The organism is Rubellimicrobium aerolatum (assembly GCF_017872975.1).
Classification (GTDB): Bacteria; Pseudomonadota; Alphaproteobacteria; order Rhodobacterales; family Rhodobacteraceae; genus Rubellimicrobium; species Rubellimicrobium aerolatum.
Map to the genome: position 1 here is coordinate 231958 of NZ_JAGGJP010000004.1, position 22318 is coordinate 254275.

A 22318-nucleotide genomic window follows, 5' to 3' on the forward strand; every position below is an offset into this window, starting at 1 on the left:
GGGCTTACGGGACCCCCCGCCCCCGCGCCAATCAAGGAATTGCGAGAGGGCGCGGCCCGGTGCACCTTGCGCTCCGGGGTGCGGCCCCCGCGCCACGGCCGGGGGCTTTCCCCCGCCGGTGTGCAATGGTATACAAACCCGCGTCAGCGATGCCTATATGACATCCGCCAGCCCAGAAGGATTCGCCCCATGCCGATCACCGCAGGCCACGACAGCGCCGGCGTCCGCCGCACCCTGACCGTCGGCGGAGAGAGCTTTGCCTACTACTCCATCCCGGCGGCCGAGGCCGCGGGCCTGGGCCAGTTCGCCCGCCTGCCCGCCTCGCTCAAGGTCGTGCTGGAGAACCTGCTGCGGTTCGAGGACGGGGGATTCTCGGTCTCCTTGGACGACATCAAGGCCTTTGGCGACTGGGTGGCGAACGGCGGCCGGACCAACCGCGAGATCAACTACACCCCCGCCCGCGTGCTGATGCAGGACTTCACCGGCGTTCCGGCGGTGGTGGACCTCGCGGCAATGCGCGACGGCATCAAGGGCCTGGGCGGCGACGCGCAGAAGATCAATCCGCTGAACCCCGTGGACCTCGTGATCGACCATTCGGTCATGATCGACGAGTTCGGCAACCCCCGCGCCTTCCAGATGAACGTGGACCGCGAATACGAGCGGAACCTGGAGCGGTATCAGTTCCTGAAGTGGGGCCAGACCGCCTTCAACAACTTCCGCGTGGTGCCGCCGGGCACCGGCATCTGTCACCAGGTCAACCTCGAATACCTCGCGCAGGTGGTCTGGACCGACACCGACCAGCACGGCGAGACGGTGGCCTATCCCGACACGCTGGTCGGCACCGATTCGCACACGACGATGGTGAACGGCGCCGCCGTGCTGGGCTGGGGCGTCGGCGGCATCGAGGCCGAGGCGGCGATGCTGGGCCAGCCGGTGTCCATGCTGATCCCCGAGGTCGTGGGCTTCAAGCTGACGGGCCGGATGAAGGAAGGCACCACGGCCACCGACCTCGTGCTCAAGGTCGTGCAGATGCTCCGCAAGCACGGCGTCGTCGGCAAGTTCGTGGAGTTCTACGGCGAGGGGCTCGACCACCTGCCGCTCGCGGATCGGGCGACCATCGGCAACATGGCCCCCGAGTATGGGGCGACCTGCGGCTTCTTCCCCATCGACCAGGAAACGCTGCGCTACCTGCACATGACCGGCCGCGACGAATCGCGGATCGCGCTGGTCGAGGCCTACGCCAAGGAGAACGGCTTCTGGCGCGGCCCGGACTACGAGCCCATCTACAGCTCGACCCTGCACCTCGACATGGGCGAAGTGGTGCCCGCGATCTCCGGGCCCAAGCGCCCGCAGGACCACACCCCGCTGGACGAGGCGTCCGAGAGCTTCTTCAAGGTGGTGGCCGACTACCGAAAGGGCGCGGAGGCCAAGCAGCAGGTCACCGTCGCGGGCGAGGATTACACCATCGGCGACGGCTCGGTGGTGATCGCGTCGATCACGTCCTGCACCAACACCTCGAACCCCTACGTGATGATCGGCGCGGGTCTGGTGGCGCGCAAGGCGCGCGCGCTCGGCCTCACCCGCAAGCCCTGGGTCAAGACCTCGCTCGCGCCCGGTTCGCAGGTGGTGAGCGCCTATCTGGAAGCGGCGGGGCTTCAGGAGGATCTGGACGCCATCGGCTTCAACCTCGTGGGCTATGGCTGCACGACCTGCATCGGCAACTCTGGGCCCTTGCAGCCCGAGATCTCCGAGGCGATCCAGTCGAACGACCTCGTGGCGGTGTCGGTGCTGTCGGGCAACCGCAACTTCGAGGGGCGCATCTCGCCGGACGTGCGGGCGAACTACCTCGCCTCGCCGCCGCTCGTGGTGATCTACGCGCTCGCGGGCGACATGGACTGCGACATCACCAAGGACCCGATCGCCCAGACGCCGGACGGCCGCGACGTGTTCCTCGCCGACCTCTGGCCGAGCCAGGCGGAGATCGCCGAGTTGGTGGAGCGGACCGTGACGCGCGAGGCGTTCCAGTCCAAATACGCCGACGTGTTCAAAGGCGACCACCGCTGGCAGGCGGTGGAGGTGTCGGGCGGCGAGACCTACGACTGGCCGCCGACCTCGACCTACATCCAGAACCCGCCCTACTTCACCGGCATGGGCCGGGAGAAGGGGACCATCGGCAACCTCCTCCAGGCCCGCGTCCTGGCGGTGCTGGGCGACATGGTGACGACCGACCACATCTCGCCCGCCGGCTCGTTCAAGGAGACGACCCCGGCCGGGAAATACCTGACCGAGCGGCAGGTGCCCGTGCGGGAGTTCAACTCCTACGGCTCGCGCCGGGGCAACCACGAGGTGATGATGCGGGGCACCTTCGCCAACATCCGCATCCGCAACGAACTGCTCGACGGCGTGGAGGGCGGCTACACCCTCGGGCCGGACGGCCAGCAGACGGCGATCTACGATGCGGCCATGGCCTATCAGGAGACGGGCACGCCGCTGGTGATCGTCGCGGGCCAGGAATACGGCGCGGGCTCCTCGCGCGACTGGGCGGCGAAGGGAACGGCGCTGCTCGGCGTCAAGGCCGTGATCGCCGAATCGTTCGAGCGCATCCACCGCTCCAACCTCGTCGGCATGGGGGTGATCCCCTTCGAGTTCACCGACGGCGTGACGCGGCGCGACCTGAACCTCAAGGGCGACGAGAAGGTGTCCATCGGCGGGCTCGACACGGTGACGCCGCGGATGCTGGTCCCGGCGATCGTCGAATACGCCGACGGAACGCGCAAGGACCTGACGCTGCGCTGCCGGATCGATACGGCGGTGGAGATCGAATACGTCGAGAACGGCGGCGTGCTGCACTACGTGCTGCGGAACCTCGCCAAGGCGGCGTGAGAGCGAAGCAAATCCCTTGAGAGGGGATTTGCAAAACCTTTGTGAATGCTTTTGCGGCGGGATCCCCAAGGTCCCGCCTTTTCCATGCCGCCGATGCGGGTCCCGGAAACGCGAACGGCGCCCCAGGGGGCGCCGCCTTGCGGATTGTCCTCAAGGGCCGGCTACCCCGCCAGCAGCGCGCTCACCTCGGCGACCTTCGCCTCCAGCAGCCGCCGGTCGCCCCGCGCCTCGATGTTGAGCCGCAGGAGCGACTCGGTGTTCGACATCCGCACGTTGGCCCGCCAGTCGCCCATGTCGAGCGACAGCCCGTCGAGCCGGTCCGCCGACCTCGCCGCCGCGCCATAGGCGGCCTCGAACCGGGCGATGGCCCCGGCGGGGTCGGCCAGCGCGAAGTTGATCTCGCCCGAGGACGGGAAGCGCGTCCGCAGGTCGTCCACCAGCGCCGAGAGAGGTTGCTCCTGCCGCGCCAGCAACCCGGCGACCAGCAGCCAGGGGATCATCCCCGAATCGCAATAGGCGAAGTCGCGGAAGTAGTGGTGCGCCGACATCTCGCCGCCGTAAGGGGCGTCCTGCTCGCGCAGGGCGGCCTTGAGGTGGGCGTGACCGGTGCGGCAGATCACCGACCGACCGCCCGCCTCCTCGATCATCGCCTGCGTGGCCCAGATCACGCGCGGCTCGTGGACGATGGGGGCTCCGGGCTCCTTGGCGAGGAAGGCGCGGGCCAGCAGCGCCACCACGTATTCGCCGTCGATGAAGCCCCCCCTCTCGTCGAACAGGAAGCAGCGGTCGAAGTCGCCGTCCCAGACCACGCCCATGTCGGCCCCCGCCTCGCGCACCGCCCGTTCGGAGCGTGCCCGGTTCTCGGGCAGCAGCGGGTTAGGGATGCCCTGCGGGAAGGTCGGGTCGGGCTCGTGGTCGAGGCGCACGAAGTCGAAGGGCACGCCACGCCGGGCCAGTTCGGCGGCAATGGCGTCGAAGGTCGGCCCCGCCGCGCCGTGCCCGGCGTTGACCAGCACGCGCAGGGGTCGCAGCCCGGCGGGATCGAGGTAGGAGGCGACGTGCGCCGCATAGGCCGGCCGCAGGTCCAGGCCCGCCCAAGTGCCTCGCCCCGAGGACGTCCCGAAGCGGTCGGCCACCACGAGGTCGTGGATGTCCTTCAGCCCGGTATCCCAGGCGATGGGCCGCGCGCCCTCGCGCACGATCTTCAGGCCGTTATAGTCGATGGGGTTGTGCGAGGCCGTCACCATCAGCCCGCCGCCCGCGCCGGTGTGGGCGGTGGCGAAATACACCTCCTCGGTGCCGCAGAGCCCGAGGTCGAGCACGTCCGTCCCCTCGTCCCGCAGCCCCTCGACCAGCGCGGCCTGCAACGCCGGGCTGGTGGGGCGCACGTCGCGGCCCGTCACCACCCGCTCGGCCCGCGTCACCTGCGCGAAGGCGCGGCCGATGCGATGCATCAGCGCCTCGTCCAGCTCCTCGCCCAGGCGGCCCCGGACGTCGTAGCTCTTGAAGCAGGAGAGGCGGGTCATTCGGTCCTTTCCGCCCTGGCCAGCGCCGGGCGCAGTCGGCTGTCCACGAGCTCGGGGGTGAGCGGAAACGGGAGCCGGTCGATGATGGTGCCGTCGCCCGCCAGCACGAAGGTCTCGGGCACGCCGTAGGTGCCCCAATCCACACCCAGCCGGTTCTGGAGGTCCGCGCCGACAGCGGCGTAGGGATTGCCCAGTTCGTCGAGGAAGGCGGCCGAGCGCGCGGGCTCGTCGCGGGCGGCGATGCCGTAGATGGGGATGCCCTCGGCCGCGAGGTCCACAAGGACGGGGTGCTCCAGCCGGCAGGGCGCGCACCAGGAGGCGAAGAAGTTGACGAGCTTGGGCCGCTCGTCGGTGAGCACGGCGGGGTCGAGCGTCGGATAGCCGGGGATCGCGTCGCTCGGGAGCCCCGGCGCCACCTGCCCCACCAGGGCCGAGGGCAGCTCCTGCTGCCCGGCCCCCGTCAGCATCCCACCGGCGAAGAGCCCTGCCAGCGCCGCGAAGGCGAGGGGCGGGATGAGGACCAGGGGCGACACCTTAGCCATCGCGCCCGCGCTCCACCCGCTCCATCTCGGCCCGGAGCCGCCGCCAGCGCCGCCAACTGAGGCCTGCAAGGCCCCCCAGCAGCGCCAGCGTCACCGCGTAGGAGGCCAGCACCTCGACGGCGTAGGTCCCGAGGTCCGGCATCACGCCACCGCCCTCTGCGCCTGCCGCTCCAGCGCGCGGAGGCGACGGACGCGGATCTCGGTCCCCGTCCGCATCAGCACAAGTGCCAGGAACAGCAGGATGAAACCCGCGATGCAGACGAGGAGCGGCAGCCAGTAGACATCCGCGATGTTCTCCTCGGCGTCCATCGACAGGGTGGCGCCCTGGTGCAGCCCCTGGTTCCAGAAGTTGACCGCGTAGCGCGACAGGATCGCGAAGACCGACCCCACGAGGCAGAGCACGGATGTCAGGTCCGCCGCCTGATCCGGGTCGGCGATCGCCTCCCACAGCGCGATGTAGCCCAGGTAGAACAGGCCCAGGATCAGGAAGGACGTGAGGCGCGGGTCCCAGGCCCACCAGGTTCCCCACATCGGCTGCCCCCAGACCGCCCCGGTGAAGAGCGCGATCAGCGTCATCGTCAGTCCCACGGGCGCGGCGGCCTTGGCGGCGAGCGCGCTCACGTGGTGGCGGCGGATCAGCCAGACCAGCGAGGCGACCAGCATCATCGCCCAGGCGTTGATCGCCATCATCGCCGAGGGGACGTGGACGAAGATGATCTTGACCGAGGAGCCGAACTTGTCGGCCTCGGGCGTGAGGAAGAAGCCCCAGGCGAGGCCGCCCAGGATGCAGACGCCCGCGCCGCCGAAGGCCCAGGGGATCACCGGGGTCGTCGTGGCGATGAACTTCTTGGGGTTGGCGTATTCCCAGATCGACATGGGCGCTGAATAAGCCCTGCGCCCGTCCGCCTCAATGCCCCATTCAGCGCAGGTTGATGCGAAGCACCGCCCCTGCGGCGAAGGGCAGCAGGGCGAGGCTCCCCGCCGTGATGCCCGAAAGCATGAGGAGGGGCGTGGTGGCGGCCAGCCCCTCGGCCCCCCGCCGCGCGGCCTCGGCCCCGAAGATCAGCGTCGGCACGTAAAGCGGCAGCACGAGGAGCGACAGCAGCAGCCCGCCGCGCCGCAGCCCCACCGTCAGCGCCGCGCCGAAGGTGCCGATCACCGACAGCGCCGGCGTTCCCAAGGCCAGCGTCAGCACCAGCCAGCCATAGGCGGGCCCTTGCAGGTTCAGGAGCACCCCCAGGGGCGCGGCGGCGAGCGTCAGCGGCAGCCCCGTCGTCAGCCAATGCGCCAGCGCCTTGGCCAGCGCCACGCCCTCCAGCGGCAGCGGCGAGGTGGCGATCAGCGGCAAGGCCCCGTCCTCGTGGTCGAGCGCGAACTGGCGGTCCAGCGACAGCAGCGTGGCAAGCAGCGCCGCCACCCAGAGGATGCCGGGGCCGATCCGCGCCAGGATCGCCGATTCGGGGCCGACGCCGAAGGGGATCAGCACGATGACGATCAGGAAGAAGGCGAGCGACAGGCCGAAGCCGCCCCCGGCGCGCACGGCGAGGCGGAGGTCGCGGAGGAGCAGGGCCTTCATGCGTCGCGCCCGCCGGCCGGGGTCGAGGGGGGCGCTGCCCCCCGCTTCGCCCCCCCCGGGATACTTGAGGCCAAAGAAGGCCGCATCACAGGAAGGCCGCGTCGGTGCCCTGGTGGGCGGCGGCGCGCGGGTCGGCGCGGAAGGGGCCGAGGTCGAGAACCGGGGAGTCGAGACCCAGCGGCACGTGCGTCGCGATCACCGCGATCCCGCCCGCCGCGAGGTGCCGGTCGCGCAGCCAGTCCGCGAATCGTGCCACGGACGCGACGTCGAGCGAGACCGTCGGCTCGTCGAGGAGAAGGATCGTCCGTCCGATCACCCCGAGCCGGGCGAGGCCCAGCCGCCGCGACTGCCCCGCCGACAGCGTGCCGGCCGGGCGGTCGCGCAGGCTCCGCAGGTCGAAGTCGTCCAGGATCGCCGCGTCGAAGCCCCGCCCGTAGAGGTCGGCCCAGAAGCGCAGGTTCTCCGTGACCGTCAGCGCGGCCTTGATGCCGTCGGCGTGGCTGGCGAAGGCCACGCTCTCGGGCGGCGCCTCCACCCGGCCGGCGAACGGCGGCGCGAGGCCCGCGAGCACTCGCAGGAGCGTGGTCTTGCCCGCCCCGTTCGGCCCGCGCAGGATCAGCGCCTCGCCGGGCGCGACCGCGAAGCTCAGGCCCGTCAGCACCGGCACCCCGCCGCGCGCGACCGCCAGCCCCTCGACCCGCAGGCCCGTCCTCCCGGTCACACCGGCCACAGCGCGATGCCGACGCGCCGCCCCTCGGACAGGAGCACGTTGTAGGTGCGGCAGGCGGCAGGCGTCGGCATCGCCTCGACGCCGATCCCGGCGTCGTCGGTCACGGCGCGGAAGCCCGTGGGCAGGTAGGCCATGTCCGCCCCGGTGCCCACGAAGAGCACGTCGAGCCGCGCGCCCTCGGCCAGGATCAGGCCCGTGTCCTCCCAGCCGCCCCAGGCGCGCACGCCCGAATCGGGCAGGATCAGGAGCGGCCCGGCGATCACCCGCCCGCCGACGCGGAAGAAGCCCGGCCCGTAGCTGTCCACCGGCAGGGCGTCGGGGAAGCGCATCTCCTCGATCGGCATCGGATCAGGCGTCGATGTCGGCGAACTGGTTCGCCGAGGCCTTCTTGGCCTTGTCGCCGCGCGGCAGGCCGATCCAGAGCACGATGTTCTTGGCCACGTAGACCGACGAATAGGTGCCGATGAACACGCCCATGGTCATCGCGAAGATGAACCCCCGGATCACGTCGCCGCCGAAGATCAGCAGCGGGATCAGCGCCAGCAGCGTCGTCCCGGCGGTCACCAGGGTGCGCGACAGCGTCTCGTTCACCGACAGGTTCATCACGTCCCGGAGCGGCATCGTCTTGTACTTCAGCAGGTTCTCCCGCAGCCGGTCGAAGACCACCACCGTGTCGTTGACCGAATAGCCCAGGATCGTCAGCAGCGCCGCCACGATGGTCAGGTCGAATCGAAGCTGGAACAGCGAGAAGACCCCCGCCGTCACGATCACGTCGTGCAGCAGCGCGACGATGGTCCCCAGCGAATACTGCCACTCGAACCGCATCCAGATATAGAGCCCGATGCCCAGGCAGGCGCCCAGGATGGACAGGAACGCCGTCCGCACCAGCTCGCCCGAGACCTTGGGGCCGACCGATTCGACGGACGGGAAGGCGATGGCCGGGTCGATGGCCCGCAGCGCCTCCTCGACCACGGCGATCGTCTCGGGCGAGACGGCCTCCTGCCCCTCCTGCGCGGCGATGCGGACCTGCGCCACGTGCTGGTCGGCGCGGAAGGTCGGGTCGAAGACCTCGGTGATGGTCACGTCGCCCAGGCCCAGCCCGCTCAGGGCGTCGCGGTAGGCCGCCACGTCCACCGCCTGCGTCGATTCGGTGCGGATGGTGGTTCCGCCCTTGAAGTCGATGCCGAAGTTGAAGCCCAGCGTCGCCATGCTCAGCAGCGACCCCAGCACCAGCAGCGCCGAGAACCCCAGCGTGATCCACTGGAGGCGGAAGAAGTCGATGTTGGTCTTTTCCGGCGCGAGCCGCAGTCGCCATGCCATTGGGCCTACCTCACACGACGATGGTCTTGGGCCGGGTCCGGGCGAACCACAGCGCGATCAGCACGCGCGACACGTAGACGCCCGTGACCAGGGTGGTCAGCACGCCCAGGGCGAGCGTGACGGCGAAGCCGCGCACCGTGCCGGTGCCGACGAAGAACATGATGGCGGCGATGATGAAGGTCGTCACGTTGGCGTCGAGGATGGCCGAGAAGGCCTTGCCGAACCCCTCCTCCACCGCCCGGATGGGCGAGGCGCCGCGCCGGATCTCCTCGCGCATCCGCTCGTAGATCAGCACGTTGGCGTCCACCGCCTGCCCCATGGTCAGCACGATCCCGGCGATCCCCGGCAGCGTCAGCGTCGCGCCCAGCAGCGACAGCGCGGCGAGGATCATCACGATGTTGATGGCCAGCGCCACGCAGGCGATGGCCCCGAAGAAGCCGTAGGACGCCACCATGAACAGCACCACCAGCACCGCCGCCGCGTAGGCGGCCGTCTGGCCCGCCCGGATCGAATCGGCGCCCAGCTCGGGCCCGATGGTCCGCTCCTCCAGGAAGGTCAGCTCGGCCGGCAGCGCCCCGGCGCGCAGCAGCACCGCCAGCTCGGTCGATTCCTCGGGGGTGAACTGCCCGGTGATGATGCCTTGCCCGCCGGGAATCGCGCTCTGGATGACGGGGGCCGAGATCACCTGGTCGTCGAGCACGATGGCGAAGGGCTCGCCGATATGGGCGGCGGTGTATTCGCCGAAGGCACGCGCCCCCTGCGCGTCGAAGCGGAAGCTGACGGCGGGCCGGCCGTTCTGGTCGAAGGTCGGCTGCGCGTCGGTCAGGTCCTCGCCCGTCACCACCGCCGCGCGGTCGAGCACGTAGAGCACGCCGGGCTCGTCCACCGACGGCACCAGCACGTTGCCCGCGCCCGGGTTCGCCTCGGCGTCCGAGGTCACCTGCACCACCGGCTGGAAGGTGAGCTGCGCCGTCGTGCCGATGATGTCCTTGACCTCCTGCGCGGACCCCACGCCCGGCACCTGCACGAGGATACGGTCGGCGCCCTGCCGCAGAATCGTCGGCTCGCGCGTGCCGACCTCGTCGATGCGGCGGCGGACGATCTCCAGGGCCTGCTGCACGGTGCGGTCGTCCGTCGCCGCCCGCTCGGCCTCGGACAGCCGCACGGTCAGGATGTCGTTCTGCGCGCTGGCCTCGATGTCCGAGGCCGCGCCGCCCGCCAGCGTCGCCACCGGCTGCGCCAGCCCGCGCACGATCTCCAGCGCCCGCGCCGCGCCCGATGGCTCCGAGATGCGGATGCGGAGCTCGGACGGGTCGCCCCCCTCCTCGCGCGTCACGAATCCCACCGTGTCCCGCTCGGCCGCCAGCACGTCGCGGATCGTGGGCCAGAGCGAATCCATGCGGCTCGCGTAGACGTCGGCGACCTGCACCTCGGCCAGCAGATGCGCGCCGCCCCGCAGGTCGAGCCCGAGGTTGATGAGCCCCGAGGGCAGCCAGGCCGGCCATTGCGCCGCCTGCGCCTCCAGCTCGTCCGAGGCCAGGCCCGCCTCGATCGAGGCGCGGGCGTCGTTGGCCTGCTCGACTTGGGAATAGAACAGGTTCGGCAGCGCCAGCAGGATCGCCGCGACGGTGGCCGCCGCGACGAACAGCCTCTGCCAGAGGGGAACGAGGATCATGTCAGGCCTTGGCCGGCTCGGTCTTGGAGACGACGCTCTGGATGGTGGAACGGACGACGCGGACGTTGACGCCGGGGGCGATCTCGACCTCGACCTCGTTCTCGCCGTCCTTGACCTTGGTGACGCGGCCGACGATGCCGCCCGAGGTCACCACCTGGTCGCCCCGGCGCAGCGCCGAGACCAGGGCCTGATGGTCCTTGAGCTTCTTCTGCTGGGGCCGGATCAGCAGGAAGTACATGATGAGGAAGACGAGCAGCAGCGGGACGAGGGAGGTGATGCCTTCCATGGCGGTCCTTTGGATTGCGGACGGGAGGGAGGCCCCCCGAAAAGTCGCGGCAACATAGGGGCGGCCCCCCCGCTTGTCCACCGCACCACGGCGTGAGGCCCCCGGGAGCGGCTGCGGCCCTTCCGCGCGGCCCATCCGTGGCACCGGTGGCGCGGGGCCGGTGCGGGGCCGGTGCGCCGAAGCGCACCCTACGGAACACATGGGACACGTCGTCGGGTGCGCCGTCCGCGCACCACCTTCCCCCCCGCTCCACCTTCCGGCATAGGCACCTCGTCCACCCGATCTCAACCCCAGGGGCACGCCCATGCACGACATCCGCGCCATCCGAGAGAACCCGGCCGCCTTCGACGCCGCGCTGTCCCGGCGCGGCCTGTCCCCGGTCGCCCCCGCGATCCTCGCCCTCGACGAATCTCGCCGCGCCTGCATCCTCGCCGCCGAGACGGCGCAGGCCGACCAGAACCGCGCCTCCAGGGAGGTCGGGGCCGCCAAGGCGCGCGGCGACGACGCGGAGTTCGAGCGTCTCCGCGCCCTGGTCGCCGACAAGAAGGCCGAGGTCGCCCGCCTGACCGAGGAGGCCAAGCTCCGCGACGCCGAGCTGTTCGACGTGCTGATCGGCCTCCCCAACCTTCCCGCCGACGACGTGCCCGACGGCCAGGACGAATCCGCCAACGTCGAGATCCGCCGCTGGGGCACCCCGCGCGAGTTCGGCTTCCAGCCGCTGGAGCACTACGACATCCCCGCCGCCCGCGTCGGCATGGACTTCGCCACGGCGGGCAAGCTGTCCGGCACCCGCTTCGTCGTGCTCACCGGCGCGATGGCCCGCCTCCAGCGCGCGCTCGCCCAGTTCATGCTCGACCTGCACGTGGAGGAGCACGGGCTTTCCGAGGCCTGGACCCCCGTCCTCGTCAAGCCCGAGATGATGATGGGCACCGGCCAGCTCCCCAAGTTCGGCGAGGATTCCTACCAGACCACCAACGGCTGGTGGCTGGTGCCGACCGCCGAGGTGACGCTCACCAACTTCGTCAACGGCGACGTGCTGGACGACGCCACCCTGCCCCGCCGCCACGTCGCCCACACCCAATGCTTCCGCTCCGAGGCGGGAAGCGCGGGCCGCGACACCTCCGGGATGCTCCGCCAGCACCAGTTCGAGAAGGTGGAGATGGTGTCGATCACCCGCCCCGAGGACTCGGACGAGGAGCACCGCGCCATGACCCGCCACGCCGAGACGGTGCTCGAACGCCTGGGCCTCCCCTACCGCACGGTCGTCCTCTGCGCCGGCGACATGGGCGCGGGCGCGCGCCGGACGCACGATCTGGAGGTCTGGCTCCCCGGCCAGGGCACCTATCGCGAGATCAGCAGCGTCTCCACCTGCGGCGACTTCCAGGCCCGGCGCATGAACGCCCGCTACAAGCCCGCCGACGGCGGCAAGCCCCGCTTCGTCCACACGCTGAACGGCTCCGGCCTCGCCGTGGGCCGGACGCTGATCGCCGTGCTGGAGAACGGCCAGGAGGAGGACGGCTCGGTGACGCTGCCGGAGGTGTTGCGTCCCTACCTGCGCGGCGCGACGCGGATCACCCCCGAAGGCACCTTCGCCTGACCCCGCGCGCGTCCTTGGGACGGGCTCCGGCCCGTCGCCCCCACCCCGCCGGTCGGGGGAATCTCACGCCTTTCCTGGCACATAGGGCCGGGCTCACCCTGCCACGGCCCCACGGGAACCGGCAATGACCACAGGCTGGGGCTCCACCCCACCGAGCGCCCGCGGCCCGACGGTTCGTTAATCCGTCCTTAAGCCCACCGTTCGTTGCTGTCGGACCCCGTTAACCGGCCTCTGCGACACTCGCGGGCATGATGATTCCCCATGCCCGGAGCCCGCCGATGATTCGCAGCCTAACCCAGATGCTTCCGCAGCGCCGAGGGCCCGCCCAGGCCCTTCTTCCCCTTGTAGGGGTTCTTCGCCCCCGCATCGCGAAGGATCAGCCGGATCGGCGTGCCCTCCAGGTCGAAGGCCCCGCGCAGCCCGTTGACCAGATACCGCTCGTAGCTGGCGGGCACGTCCTGCGGGTGCGTGGTCATCACGACGAAGGCCGGGGGCCGCGCCTTCACCTGCGTCATGTAGCGCATCCGGATGCGTCGCCCGCCCGGCGCCGGCGGCGGATGCGCCTCGGTCATCCCCAGCAGCCAGCGGTTGAGCTGCGCCGTCGGCACGCGCCGGTTCCAGACCTCGTGCGCCTTCACGATGGCGTCGTGCAGCCGGTCGAGCCCCCGCCCCGTCCGCGCGCTGACCGTGATCAGCGGAGCGCCCCGCAACTGCGGCAAGAGCCGCTCGAACTGCTCCTTGAGAGCCTGCAACCGCGCCTCCCGCTCGGTGGCGAGGTCCCATTTGTTGACGGCGATCACCACCGCCCGCCCCTCGCGCTCCGCGAGGTCGGCGATCCGCAGGTCCTGCTGCTCGAACGGGATCTCCACGTCGAGCAATATCACCACCACCTCGGCGAAGCGCACGGCGCGCAACCCGTCCGAGACCGACAGCTTCTCCAGCTTGTCGCTGATCTTGGCGCGCTTGCGCATCCCCGCCGTGTCGAAGACGCGGACGGGCGTGCCGCCCCAGGTCGTCGGCACCGAGATGGCGTCGCGCGTGATCCCGGCCTCCGGCCCCGTCAGCAGCCGCTCCTCGCCGAGGATGGCGTTGATGAGGGTGCTCTTGCCGGCGTTGGGCCGTCCGACCACGGCGATCTGCAACGGCCGCGCCTCGCTCGGCCGCCAGTCCTCCGGGGCTTCGGCGTCCTCCTCGGTCTCCTCGCCGGACCAGCCGAGGTCCACGTCCGTCGCCGGGGCCTCCTCGGCGGCCAGGGCGGCGCGCGCCTCGAACTCGTCCACGATGGGCAGGAGGGCGGACAGCAGGTCCTCCATCCCCTCGCCATGCTCGGCCGACAGCCGGATCGGCTCCCCGAGCCCCAGCGAGAAGGCCTCCAGATACCCCCCCTCGCCCGCCCGGCCCTCGGCCTTGTTGGCGGCGACGATGACATGGGCGTTCTTCTTGCGCAGGATGTCGGCGAAGACCTCGTCGGTCGCCGTCACCCCCTGCCGCGCGTCGATGACGAACAGGCAGACGTCCGCCTGCTCCACCGCCCGCTCGGTCAGCCGCCGCATCCGCCCTTGCAGCGAATCGTCGGTGGCCTCCTCCAGCCCGGCGCTGTCGATGACGGTGAACTTCAGCGGCCCCAGCCGCGCCTGCCCCTCGCGCAGGTCGCGCGTAACGCCCGGCTGGTCATCGACCAGCGCGAGCTTGCGGCCCACCAGACGGTTGAACAGGGTGGACTTGCCCACGTTGGGCCGCCCGACGATGGCAAGGGTGAAGCTCATGCGGGGTCCTTAGCGGAAAGCGTTGAGCCGGCCGTCCTCGGTCACGATGTAGAGCGTCGAGCCCGCCACGACAGGGGCCGAGGCCGCGCCGGAGGGCAACGCGACATCGCCCAGGGCGGAGCCGGTGGCGGGATCGAACTGGCGCAGCGCGCCGTCCGAATCCGCGACGATGAGGCGCCCGCCCGCGAGGACGGGGCCGAACTGCGCGGTGACGCCGCGCCGATGCTCGCCCCGGGGCAGGGCCACGCGCCAGATCACGCCGCCCGTCGCGGCCTCGATCCGCAGCAGCTCGCCCCGGTCGTTGACGAGGAACAGCGAATCGCCCCCCGGCGCGACCGGCGAGGCCGCCCCTTCCGGGATGGCCCAGAGCGTGAGGCCGCTCGCCACGTCCAGCGCCGCGAGCCGGCCCGAGTAGCTGCCGACATAGGCGGTCGATCCGACGATCACCGGGTCGCCGCCGATGTCGGTCGCGGCGAAGGCGGCGGCCGAGCCCTGCCGCACCCCGGCGACGATCCCCGTCCAGCGCACGAGCCCGGTCTCGGGGAAGACGCCCCGCACCTCGCCCGAGGGATGCGGCAGCACGAGGATGCCGCCGCGCGCCGCCGCCCCCGCGCCCCCCGCCCAGGTGGCGGTGGAGGGCAGCCCCGTGTCCTGCCAGCGCAGCCGCCCCGTCGCGGAGTCGAGCGCCCAAGCCCGGCTGTCCCGCGCGACGACCACCACGAGGTCGCCCAGCACGGTCGGCGCCGAGGCGCCGGGCGCGCCCAGCTCCTGACGCCAGCGCGGGGCTCCCGTCGCGGCGTCGAGCGCGACCAGCTCCCCGTGCCCGGTGCTGACAAAGACCGTCGCCCCGTCGGTCGCGAGGCCGCCGCCCGAGGCGTCGCCACGGTCCGCCTGCGAGGACGGCACGGCGCGGCTCCAGAGGAGCTGCCCGCCGGTCGAGAAGGCGCTGACCGTCGCGCGGGCATCGAGCGTGAACACGCGGCCCCCCGCCACCACTGGCTCGGCGGTGATGCGGGCGCGGCGGCTGTCGCCCTCGCCGATGGCGACCGAGAAGAGCGGCGCGAGGGCGCGGCCCAGCGCCGGATGGCCGGGCGCGTGGTCCGGCCCGCCGTTGCGGTGGGTCCAGTCGGCGTTCGCGGTGGCGGGCGGCAAGGCGATCCCGCGCGGGGCCGCGACCGGCACCTCGTTGGCGAAGGTCCCCGCCCGCAACGGCAGCCGCTCGCCGGGAAGGATCTCCTCCGGCGCGCGTCCGCATCCGGCCAGGAGCGCCGCCGCGAGGAGGGGGAGGGCCAGAAGTCTCGTCGTCATCGCCTATTCCGTGCCTTGGGCCGGAGCCTGATTCAGCTCGGGCGCCGCCTCGGGCGGCACGCCCAGCGCGGCGAGCAGCGCCTCGACCCGGCCCCGCTGCGCCGCCGTCACGCCGGCGTCCTCGCGGATGGTCCGCAGCGTCGCGACCGCGTCCTCCCGCCGTCCGGCCGACAGGTCGAGAAGGGCGACCTGCTCCAGCGCCAGGAGACGGAAGGTCCCGCCGGGCGCCGCCAAGGCCTCCAGGGCGGCGCGGTCGGCTCCCGCCCCCTCGGCCATCAGCGCCTTGAGCGAGGCAAGGTCGCGGTAGAGCGGCGGCACCGCGCCGTCGGCGGCCATGGCCCGCAGGGTGGCGACGGCCTCCTCGGCCTGGCCCGCCGCCTGCTGCTCGGCCGCCAGGAGGAGCGCGACCACCGCGCCCTCGTCGCCGCCCCGGGGCAGCCCGGACAGGGCGGCGAGGCGAGCCCCGGCGTCCTCGGTCTCCAGGGCGTCCAGGATGGCGTCGCCCCGCAGCTCCGCCGCCGCCTCGCCGCGCGAGCGGCTCCATTCGTAAGTGGCGGCGCCGCCCACGATGGCGAGCACCAGCACGGCCACCAGCCAGCCCCAGCGGCGGAACCAGCGGTTCAGCCGGTCGCGGCGGACGGCCTCGGTCACCTCGTCGATGAAGCTCTCGTTGGCGTTGGTCATGACGGACCTCCCTCTGGCCCCCGCGCGTCAGGCGCCGTGGGCGGTCCTGAAGTCGCGCCCGTCATAGCCCGCAATCGCGGCGGCTGCCAAGACCCCCGGCCCGCGCGCGCCCTGCGGTCAATGTCCCGTCGCCAGCGAGGCCAGCGGCCGGCGCAGCACCAGGAGGCCGATGCCCAGCGCCAGCACGGCGCAGAGCGCGATGCCGGCCACCATCGGCAGCGGCGTGCCGTCGAAGAACGGCCCGAGCAGCGTGACCAGCAGCCCGCCCGTCACCATCTGGAGCGTGCCGCCTAGCGAGGATGCGAGCCCGGCGATGTCGCCGTGCTCCTCCAGCGCCAGAACGAAGGTCGCCGGCATCACCAGCCCGAGGAAGGCGTTGGCGACGAACAGCACGCCCATCAGCACGGCCAGCGTTCCGAAGCCGGCCCAGGCCAGGCCGAGGAGCAGCAGCGCCGCGCCCGCGAAGCCCCCGAGCGCGAGCCGCATGACCCGCACCAGCCCGAACCGCTGCGCCAGCGGGGCGGCGGCCTGGCTCGCCGCGAAGAAGCCCAGGGCGTTGAAGGCGAAGGCCAGCGAGAAGCCGGTGGGCGACAGGCCGAAATGCTCGGTGTAGACGAAGGACGCCGAGGCGATGAACACGAAGAAGCTGCCGAAGCCGAAGGCCCCCACGAAGGTCAGGCCCAGGAAGGCCGGATCGCCCAGCAGCACCCGGCAGCCCCGCGCCATGGAGCGGAGGTTGACCGGCACCCGGTCCTCGCGCGCCAGCGTCTCGGGCAGGGCGAACAGCGTGACGAGGAGGCTCATGGCCGCCACCGCGACCAGCGTGCCGAAGATCAGCCGCCAGCCGCCGAAGGCCAGCACCGCCGACCCGGCGAGAGGGGCCAGCATCGGCGAGACGGCGATCACCAGCATGACCAGCGCCATCAGCCGCGTGGCCTCGACGCCGGTGTGGCGGTCGCGGATCACCGCGCGCGGCACCACGCCCACCGCCGCCCCGCCGATCCCCTGCACGAAGCGGGCGGCGAGCAGCCAGCCCAGCGACGGCGCGAAGGCGCAGCCGACCGAGCCCAGCGCGAAGAGGCAGATGCCCAGCACCAGCGGCGGCTTGCGCCCCCAAGCGTCGGCCATCGGCCCCCAAAGGAACTGGCTGACCCCGAAGGCCAGGAAATAGAGCGTGATCGTCATCTGCACCTGCGTTTCGGCGGCGCCGAGGTCCGCGCCGATCTGCGGGAGCGCGGGCAGGTACATGTCGATGGAGAAGGGGCCGATCGCCGACAGCAGCCCCAGCACGAGGGCCGTGCGGAACAGGGAGGAATGCATGGGAGCCCCTCTGGCAAGAATAAGAACATTATGGGAACTGTTGACGCTGGGTTAATTGCCTGGGGCGGAAATGGCAAGCGGCCTTCCACCCCTGCCGGCCGGTTCCAGCCGAGCGATGGCCGGCCCGCGTCAGGCCGCGAGCTCCTCGTCGAGGCTCTGCCGCGACCACAGCTCGGCATAGCGCCCGCCGCGCGCGAGGAGCGCGTCGTGGCTCCCCTCCTCCACCAGCCGCCCGTCCTCCAGCACGACGATGCGGTCGGCGTCGGCGACCGTGCTCAGCCGGTGGGCGATGACGATGACGCTGCGGCCCCGGCCCATCGCCCGCAGCTCCTCCTGGATCGAGGCCTCGGTCGCGGTGTCGAGCGCCGATGTCGCCTCGTCGAGCAGCAGGATCGGCGGATCCTTGAGCAGCGTGCGGGCGATGCCGACGCGCTGCTTCTCCCCGCCCGAGAGCTTGAGCCCCCGTTCGCCGACCTGGGTGTCGTAGCCCTGCGGCAGCGAGGCGATGAAGTCGTGAATGCGCGCGGCGCGGGCGGCGCCCTCGATCTCGGCCTGCGTGGCCCCGTCGCGCCCGTAGCCGATGTTGTAGCCGATGGTGTCGTTGAACAGCACCGTGTCCTGCGGCACCACGCCGATGCGGGCGTGGAGCGACTCCTGCGCCACGTCGCGGAGGTCCTGCCCGTCGATGCGGATCGCGCCCCCGGTGACGTCGTAGAAGCGGAAGATCAGCCGGCCGATGGTGCTCTTGCCCGCGCCGGTCGAGCCGACGATGGCCACGGTCTGCCCCGGGGCGACGCGGAAGCTCAGCCCCTTGAGGATGGGCCGCTCCGGGTCGTAGCCGAACTCCACGCGGTCGAAGACGATCTCGCCGCCCGTCACCTCCAGGGGCTCCGCGCCGGGACGGTCCCGCACCTCGGCGGGCTGCTCCAGCAGGTCGAACATGTCGTCCATGTCCACCAGCGCCTGCCGGATGTCCCGATACATGGAGCCGAGGAAGTTCAGCGGCGACGTGATCTGGATCATGTAGGTGTTGACCATCACGAACTCGCCCACGGTCAGCGCGCCGGCCTGCACCCCCCGCGCCGCCATCAGCATGACGGCGATCAGCCCGAGGTTGATGAGGAGCCCCTGCCCGAAGTTGAGGGCGGCCAGCGAGTTGTTGGTGCGGACCGCCGCCTCGGCGTAGGCGGCCATAGCCTCGTCGTAGCGCCGGGCCTCGCGGTCCTCGGCGCCGAAGTATTTCACCGTCTCGTAGTTGAGGAGCGAATCGACCGCCCTCTGGTTGGCGCGGGTGTCCTGGTCGTTCATCTCCCTGCGGATCCGCACGCGCCATTCGGTGACGACGAAGGTGTAGACCACGTAGGCGGCGACCGTGACGGCGACGACCGCCAGATACCAGGCGTCGAACAGGAACCACAGCATCCCGGCGGTGAGCAGCAGCTCCAGCACCAGCGGCCCGAGCGAGAACAGCAGGATGCGGAGCACGTAGTCCACGCCCTTCACCCCCCGCTCGATGACGCGGCTGAGGCCGCCGGTCTTGCGGGTGATGTGGTAGCGCAGGGACAGCGCGTGGATGTGCCGGAACGTCTCCAGGGCGATCATCCGCAGCGCCCGCTGCCCCACGCGCGAGAAGACCACGTCGCGGAGCTGCTGGAAGGCGATGGTGAGGATGCGCGACAGGCCGTAGGCCAGGGTCAGCCCCAGCGCCCCGAGCGCGAGCGCCCCGCCGGGCACCCGCCCGGGGTCGGTCAGCGTGTCGGCCGCCCAGCCGAAGAGCACGGGCGTCAGGACGGTGATGATCTTGGCGACGACCAGGAGGCCCACCGCGACCGCCACCCGCCGCCGCACCCAGGGCTGGTCCCGGGGCCAGAGATAGGGCGCGGTGCGCCGGACCGTCCGCCAGCTGGCGGAACGGTCGGCGCGCGGGGCGGCATCGGTCGGGGACAGGCTACGCATGGCTCGGGTCCTGGCTGTGCGGCGGCGGAGCCTAGCGCGCGGCCCCCGCCTTGGCGAGGGGGTGGCCTGCGCGGCGTGGCGTCAGGGCCCCGCCTCCTCCGGCAGCACGAAGACCTGCCCCGGATAGATCAGGTCGGGGTCGCGGATTCGGTCGCGGTTCCGCTCGAAGACCCGGACATACATCAGCGGCTCGCCATACCGCTCCCGCGCGATGGCCCAGAGCGTGTTGCCGGGCTGGACCGTGCGGACGGCGACGGTCGATCCTCCGCCGGGCGCGAGCGCCGCCGCGACCTGCTCCCGCTCCTCGCGCTGGAAGGGGGTCTCGATCCGGCTGGCGACCGCGCCGTCAGGGCCGATCTCGTCCACCCGGAGCGTGTAGACGCCGGGCGCGGTCCCGCCGAAGTCGGCCCGCCAGCCTCCGTCCGGGGTGATGGGGACCTCCCCGGCGGGGCGGTTGTCGAGGTAGAGGCGCACCACTCCCTCGCCCGAGGCGCGGCCCGACAGCGTGACCTCCCCTCCGGCGCCGTAGGCGATGGCGTCGAGAGCGATGGAGGACAGGGGCTCGGCGCCCGGTGGCAGCGCCGGCTCCAGCACGCGGACGCCCCCGGCGTCCGACAGGAGGACCGGGCTCTGGCCGGGATCGCCGGGCGGGCCGGCCCCCGACGCCGGGACGCCGACGCCATCCGGCCCCGATGGGTCGCCCGATGCGATGGCGGCCGCCCCAGGCTCCGGGCCCCGCTTTGGGTCTCGCCCCAGGTCCGGCCTCGGGGCCTCGGGGCCGACGGCCGTCGGGGCGACCTCCGCCGGCGGCGCGGCGGGGGCGAGGAGGACGGACCCCTCGCCCTCGCGTCCCCCGCCGTCGCGGAGCGCGAGCTCCCGCGGCCGGTCGCTGGGCGGGAGGTCGAGGAACGCCACGAAGCGGCCATCCTCGTCGGCGGTGGCCTGGGCCACCACGTCCTCTCCGGACAGGACGGAGACCCTGGCCCCGGGCGCGGCCCGGCCCGCCACGAGCCCGCCGCCGTCCGGGGCCACGCGCACCGCGTCGAAGGCCGGCGCTTCAAGAAGCGCCGGGGCTGTCGCGGCAGGCGCCGAGGCGTCCGGCGCCAGGAGCGCGGCCGATCGTTCGGCGGGAAGGAGGCGCGGCAGGCCCAGCACGACGACGCCCGACAGGAGGCCCGCTCCGGCCAGGGCCAGGGCCAACGCGCGCAGGTTGCGGCTGTCCAGCACGGTCCTCCTCCTGATTCCGGTTCGGACCCGTCTGGAGACCACCATAGCTTCCGTTTACATCCCGTCAAAATCCATGATCGGGAGCACGGGCGTGAGCGCCTCCATCTGCATCTACTGCGGCGCGCGGGACGGCCGCGACCCCCTCCACGGACAGGCGGCCGAGGCCACCGGCCACATGCTCGCCGCCAATGGCTGGGGCCTCGTCTACGGGGCGGGCGACGTAGGCCTCATGGGCCGGGTCGCGCGGGCGCATCAGGCGGCGGGCGGGCGGGCGCTCGGCGTCATCCCCGGCCACCTCTTCCCGCGCGAGGTGGCCAAGCAGGACCTCGACCGCCTCGTGGTCACGGAAACGATGCACGAGCGCAAGAAGGTCATGTTCATGAACGCCGACGCGATCGTGGTCCTGCCGGGCGGGGCCGGCTCGCTCGACGAGTTCTTCGAGGTCCTGACCTGGCGGCAGATCGGCCTGCACGCCAAGCCGATCCTCCTCCTGGACGTGGCCGGCTACTGGCAGCCGCTCCGCGCCCTCCTCGACCACGTGGTGAGCAGCGGCTTCGCGGACGACTCTCTGCGCGGCTTCATCCGCTTCGTCCCCGACGTGGCGGCGCTGGAATCCGCCCTGCGCGAGGCGCTCCCCTAGGCGCTCGCCAGTTCCTGCGCCACGATCCGCTCGATCTGGTCCACGGGATGCCCGGTCAGCGTCTTGTGGACCTCGCCCACGATGCGGTCCGCCACCTCCTTGTGGAGCTTGGCCCGCAGCGTGCCGAGATGGTTCGGCCCGGCGACGACCACCAGCCGGTCGAACTTCCCCTGATGCGCCGACGTGTAGAGCTGCTCCGCCAGATCCTCCACGAAGCGGTGCTCGTCGGACCGGTGCGTGTCCGAGGTGGAGCCCGTGGCGGGCTCGGTCCGCTTCACGCCGCGCGCCACTTCCTCGTCGGGCGTCTCGGCATTCTCCTCCTTGCGGAGGATGCGGAGGTTGGGGTCCTGCCCGTCGGTGATGTTCTCGAAGATCAGGGCCTTCGTCCCGTCGAGGACCAGGACCCAGGTGCCGTTCTCAAGCTGCATCGCGTTCCCTCCGTATGGCGCAGGAAGAACCGGTCCGGCCAGCGACCGGTTCCGCGACGGGCGAGGCCCGGCGTCGCGCTGGGCCTCCGCCGACCTCACATCCGCGAGGCGACGTTCTCCCAGTTCACGAGGTTGTCGAGGAAGTTGGTCAGGTAGGCCGGCCGCTTGTTGCGGAAGTCGATGTAGTAGGAATGCTCCCACACGTCGCAGCCCAGCAGCGCCGTCTGCCCGAAGCAGAGCGGGTTCACCCCGTTCTCGGTCTTGGTGATCTTGAGCCCGCCATCCGCGTCCTTGACCAGCCAGACCCAGCCCGACCCGAACTGGCCCACGCCCGCCGCGTTGAACTGCGTCTTGAAGTCCTGCACGGACCCGAAGGACTCGGTCAGCGCGCGCTCCACCTCGCCGGGGATGCGGCTCTCGCCGGGGGTCATCATCTCCCAGAACTGGTTGTGGTTCCAGAGCTGGCTGATGTTGTTGAAGATGCCGTTCTGCGCCACCGCGCCGGGCTGGTAGGTGCCCGTGACGATCTCCTCCAGCGACTTGGCCTCCCACTCGGTGCCGGCGATCAGCTTGTTGCCGTTGTCCACGTAGGCCTTGTGGTGGAGGTCATGGTGGAACTCGAGCGTTTCGCGGGACATGCCCTTCGATTCAAGCGCATCGTGGGGATAGGGCAGATCGGGAAGGCTGAAGGCCATGTCGCGGCTCCTTGTTGTTCGGGCGCCGGGTCGGCGCGCGACATAACAAGGCGCACGGGCCCGTGAGGTCAAGGGCGGGGGATGCGCGGGCTCCTGTGCGCCGATGGGCGGAAACGGGGTGGCCCTCGCGGCCGCTTGCCAGCGGACGGCGAGGGCCGG

The 22318-nt window shown here is 71.7% G+C and carries 21 protein-coding genes; 3 read left to right on the forward strand and 18 right to left on the reverse strand.

The genetic code is table 11. From position 1 onward, the window contains the following. The first annotated feature begins 189 nt into the window (after window positions 1-189). Window positions 190-2883, forward strand: coding sequence for an aconitate hydratase AcnA (gene acnA / locus J2Z33_RS06870; protein WP_209839231.1), 2694 nt, complete (start codon window positions 190-192; stop codon window positions 2881-2883). Window positions 2884-3044: 161 nt separating this feature from the next. Here the strand turns inward: acnA and J2Z33_RS06875 are convergent, their stop codons facing one another. The 10 genes from J2Z33_RS06875 to yajC form a co-directional block, all read right to left on the reverse strand. Then, the gene (locus tag J2Z33_RS06875) at window positions 3045-4409 is read right to left on the reverse strand and encodes a phosphohexomutase domain-containing protein (RefSeq protein WP_209839233.1); all 1365 of its coding nucleotides are present in this window, start codon (window positions 4407-4409) and stop codon (window positions 3045-3047) included. Continuing rightward, entirely contained in the window at window positions 4406-4951 is a 546-nt protein-coding gene (locus tag J2Z33_RS06880; RefSeq protein ID WP_209839235.1) for a DsbE family thiol:disulfide interchange protein, read from the reverse strand. The genes J2Z33_RS06875 and J2Z33_RS06880 overlap by 4 nt, the downstream gene beginning before the upstream one ends. Then, window positions 4944-5093 (reverse strand): heme exporter protein CcmD, encoded by a 150-nt coding sequence (gene ccmD, locus J2Z33_RS06885; RefSeq protein WP_209839236.1) that lies wholly within the window; start codon window positions 5091-5093, stop codon window positions 4944-4946. The genes J2Z33_RS06880 and ccmD overlap by 8 nt, the downstream gene beginning before the upstream one ends. Next, complete coding sequence (locus J2Z33_RS06890; RefSeq protein ID WP_209839238.1) at window positions 5093-5827, reverse strand: heme ABC transporter permease; 735 nt, start codon at window positions 5825-5827, stop codon at window positions 5093-5095. Before J2Z33_RS06890 ends, ccmD begins: the two co-directional genes overlap by 1 nt. A 43-nt stretch (window positions 5828-5870) precedes the next feature. After that, entirely contained in the window at window positions 5871-6527 is a 657-nt protein-coding gene (ccmB, locus tag J2Z33_RS06895; RefSeq protein WP_209839240.1) for a heme exporter protein CcmB, read from the reverse strand. Between the two features lie 85 nt (window positions 6528-6612). Next, window positions 6613-7248: a heme ABC exporter ATP-binding protein CcmA gene (gene ccmA, locus J2Z33_RS06900; protein WP_342454142.1), complete on the reverse strand. Its 636-nt coding sequence runs from the start codon at window positions 7246-7248 to the stop codon at window positions 6613-6615. Next, on the reverse strand, window positions 7245-7601 hold the full coding sequence (locus tag J2Z33_RS06905) for an Mth938-like domain-containing protein (RefSeq protein ID WP_209839241.1): 357 nt from the start codon (window positions 7599-7601) through the stop codon (window positions 7245-7247). The genes ccmA and J2Z33_RS06905 overlap by 4 nt, the downstream gene beginning before the upstream one ends. A gap of 4 nt (window positions 7602-7605) precedes the next feature. Then, window positions 7606-8577, reverse strand: a complete 972-nt coding sequence (gene secF / locus J2Z33_RS06910; protein WP_209839243.1) for a protein translocase subunit SecF — start codon at window positions 8575-8577, stop codon at window positions 7606-7608. 10 nt (window positions 8578-8587) lie between these two features. Further along, complete coding sequence (gene secD / locus J2Z33_RS06915) at window positions 8588-10252, reverse strand: protein translocase subunit SecD (protein ID WP_209839244.1); 1665 nt, start codon at window positions 10250-10252, stop codon at window positions 8588-8590. A 1-nt stretch (window position 10253) separates the two neighbouring features. Beyond that, window positions 10254-10538, reverse strand: coding sequence for a preprotein translocase subunit YajC (gene yajC, locus J2Z33_RS06920; protein ID WP_209839245.1), 285 nt, complete (start codon window positions 10536-10538; stop codon window positions 10254-10256). Between the two features lie 304 nt (window positions 10539-10842). Between yajC and serS the strand changes: the two genes are divergently transcribed. After that, a complete protein-coding gene (serS, locus tag J2Z33_RS06925; RefSeq protein ID WP_209839246.1) occupies window positions 10843-12135 on the forward strand; it encodes a serine--tRNA ligase in 1293 nt (430 codons plus the stop codon). Between the two features lie 290 nt (window positions 12136-12425). Here serS and der read toward each other — a convergent pair whose 3' ends face one another. The 6 genes from der to J2Z33_RS06955 all read right to left on the reverse strand — a co-directional run bounded on the left by der (window position 12426) and on the right by J2Z33_RS06955 (window position 20396). Next, window positions 12426-13901, reverse strand: coding sequence for a ribosome biogenesis GTPase Der (gene der, locus J2Z33_RS06930; protein ID WP_209839247.1), 1476 nt, complete (start codon window positions 13899-13901; stop codon window positions 12426-12428). A 9-nt stretch (window positions 13902-13910) separates the two neighbouring features. After that, on the reverse strand, window positions 13911-15209 hold the full coding sequence (locus J2Z33_RS06935) for an outer membrane protein assembly factor BamB family protein (protein ID WP_209839248.1): 1299 nt from the start codon (window positions 15207-15209) through the stop codon (window positions 13911-13913). Between the two features lie 3 nt (window positions 15210-15212). After that, the gene (locus J2Z33_RS06940) at window positions 15213-15893 is read right to left on the reverse strand and encodes a hypothetical protein (RefSeq protein WP_209839250.1); all 681 of its coding nucleotides are present in this window, start codon (window positions 15891-15893) and stop codon (window positions 15213-15215) included. A gap of 117 nt (window positions 15894-16010) precedes the next feature. Beyond that, entirely contained in the window at window positions 16011-17213 is a 1203-nt protein-coding gene (locus J2Z33_RS06945; RefSeq protein ID WP_209839251.1) for a multidrug effflux MFS transporter, read from the reverse strand. A 129-nt stretch (window positions 17214-17342) separates the two neighbouring features. Further along, the gene (locus J2Z33_RS06950) at window positions 17343-19169 is read right to left on the reverse strand and encodes an ABCB family ABC transporter ATP-binding protein/permease (protein ID WP_209839253.1); all 1827 of its coding nucleotides are present in this window, start codon (window positions 19167-19169) and stop codon (window positions 17343-17345) included. A gap of 81 nt (window positions 19170-19250) precedes the next feature. Then, complete coding sequence (locus J2Z33_RS06955; protein ID WP_209839255.1) at window positions 19251-20396, reverse strand: LysM peptidoglycan-binding domain-containing protein; 1146 nt, start codon at window positions 20394-20396, stop codon at window positions 19251-19253. A gap of 91 nt (window positions 20397-20487) precedes the next feature. On the opposite strand from J2Z33_RS06955, the gene J2Z33_RS06960 reads away from it, so the two are divergent. Next, window positions 20488-21036, forward strand: a complete 549-nt coding sequence (locus J2Z33_RS06960) for an LOG family protein (RefSeq protein ID WP_342454143.1) — start codon at window positions 20488-20490, stop codon at window positions 21034-21036. Here J2Z33_RS06960 and J2Z33_RS06965 read toward each other — a convergent pair. Both J2Z33_RS06965 and J2Z33_RS06970 read right to left on the reverse strand, forming a co-directional pair. After that, window positions 21033-21464 carry a host attachment family protein gene (locus J2Z33_RS06965; protein ID WP_209839259.1) on the reverse strand — a complete coding sequence of 144 codons (432 nt, stop codon included), beginning with the start codon at window positions 21462-21464 and terminating at the stop codon, window positions 21033-21035. The genes J2Z33_RS06960 and J2Z33_RS06965 overlap by 4 nt on opposite strands. A 95-nt stretch (window positions 21465-21559) precedes the next feature. Further along, window positions 21560-22159 carry a superoxide dismutase gene (locus tag J2Z33_RS06970; RefSeq protein WP_209839261.1) on the reverse strand — a complete coding sequence of 200 codons (600 nt, stop codon included), beginning with the start codon at window positions 22157-22159 and terminating at the stop codon, window positions 21560-21562. Window positions 22160-22318: the final 159 nt, after the last annotated feature.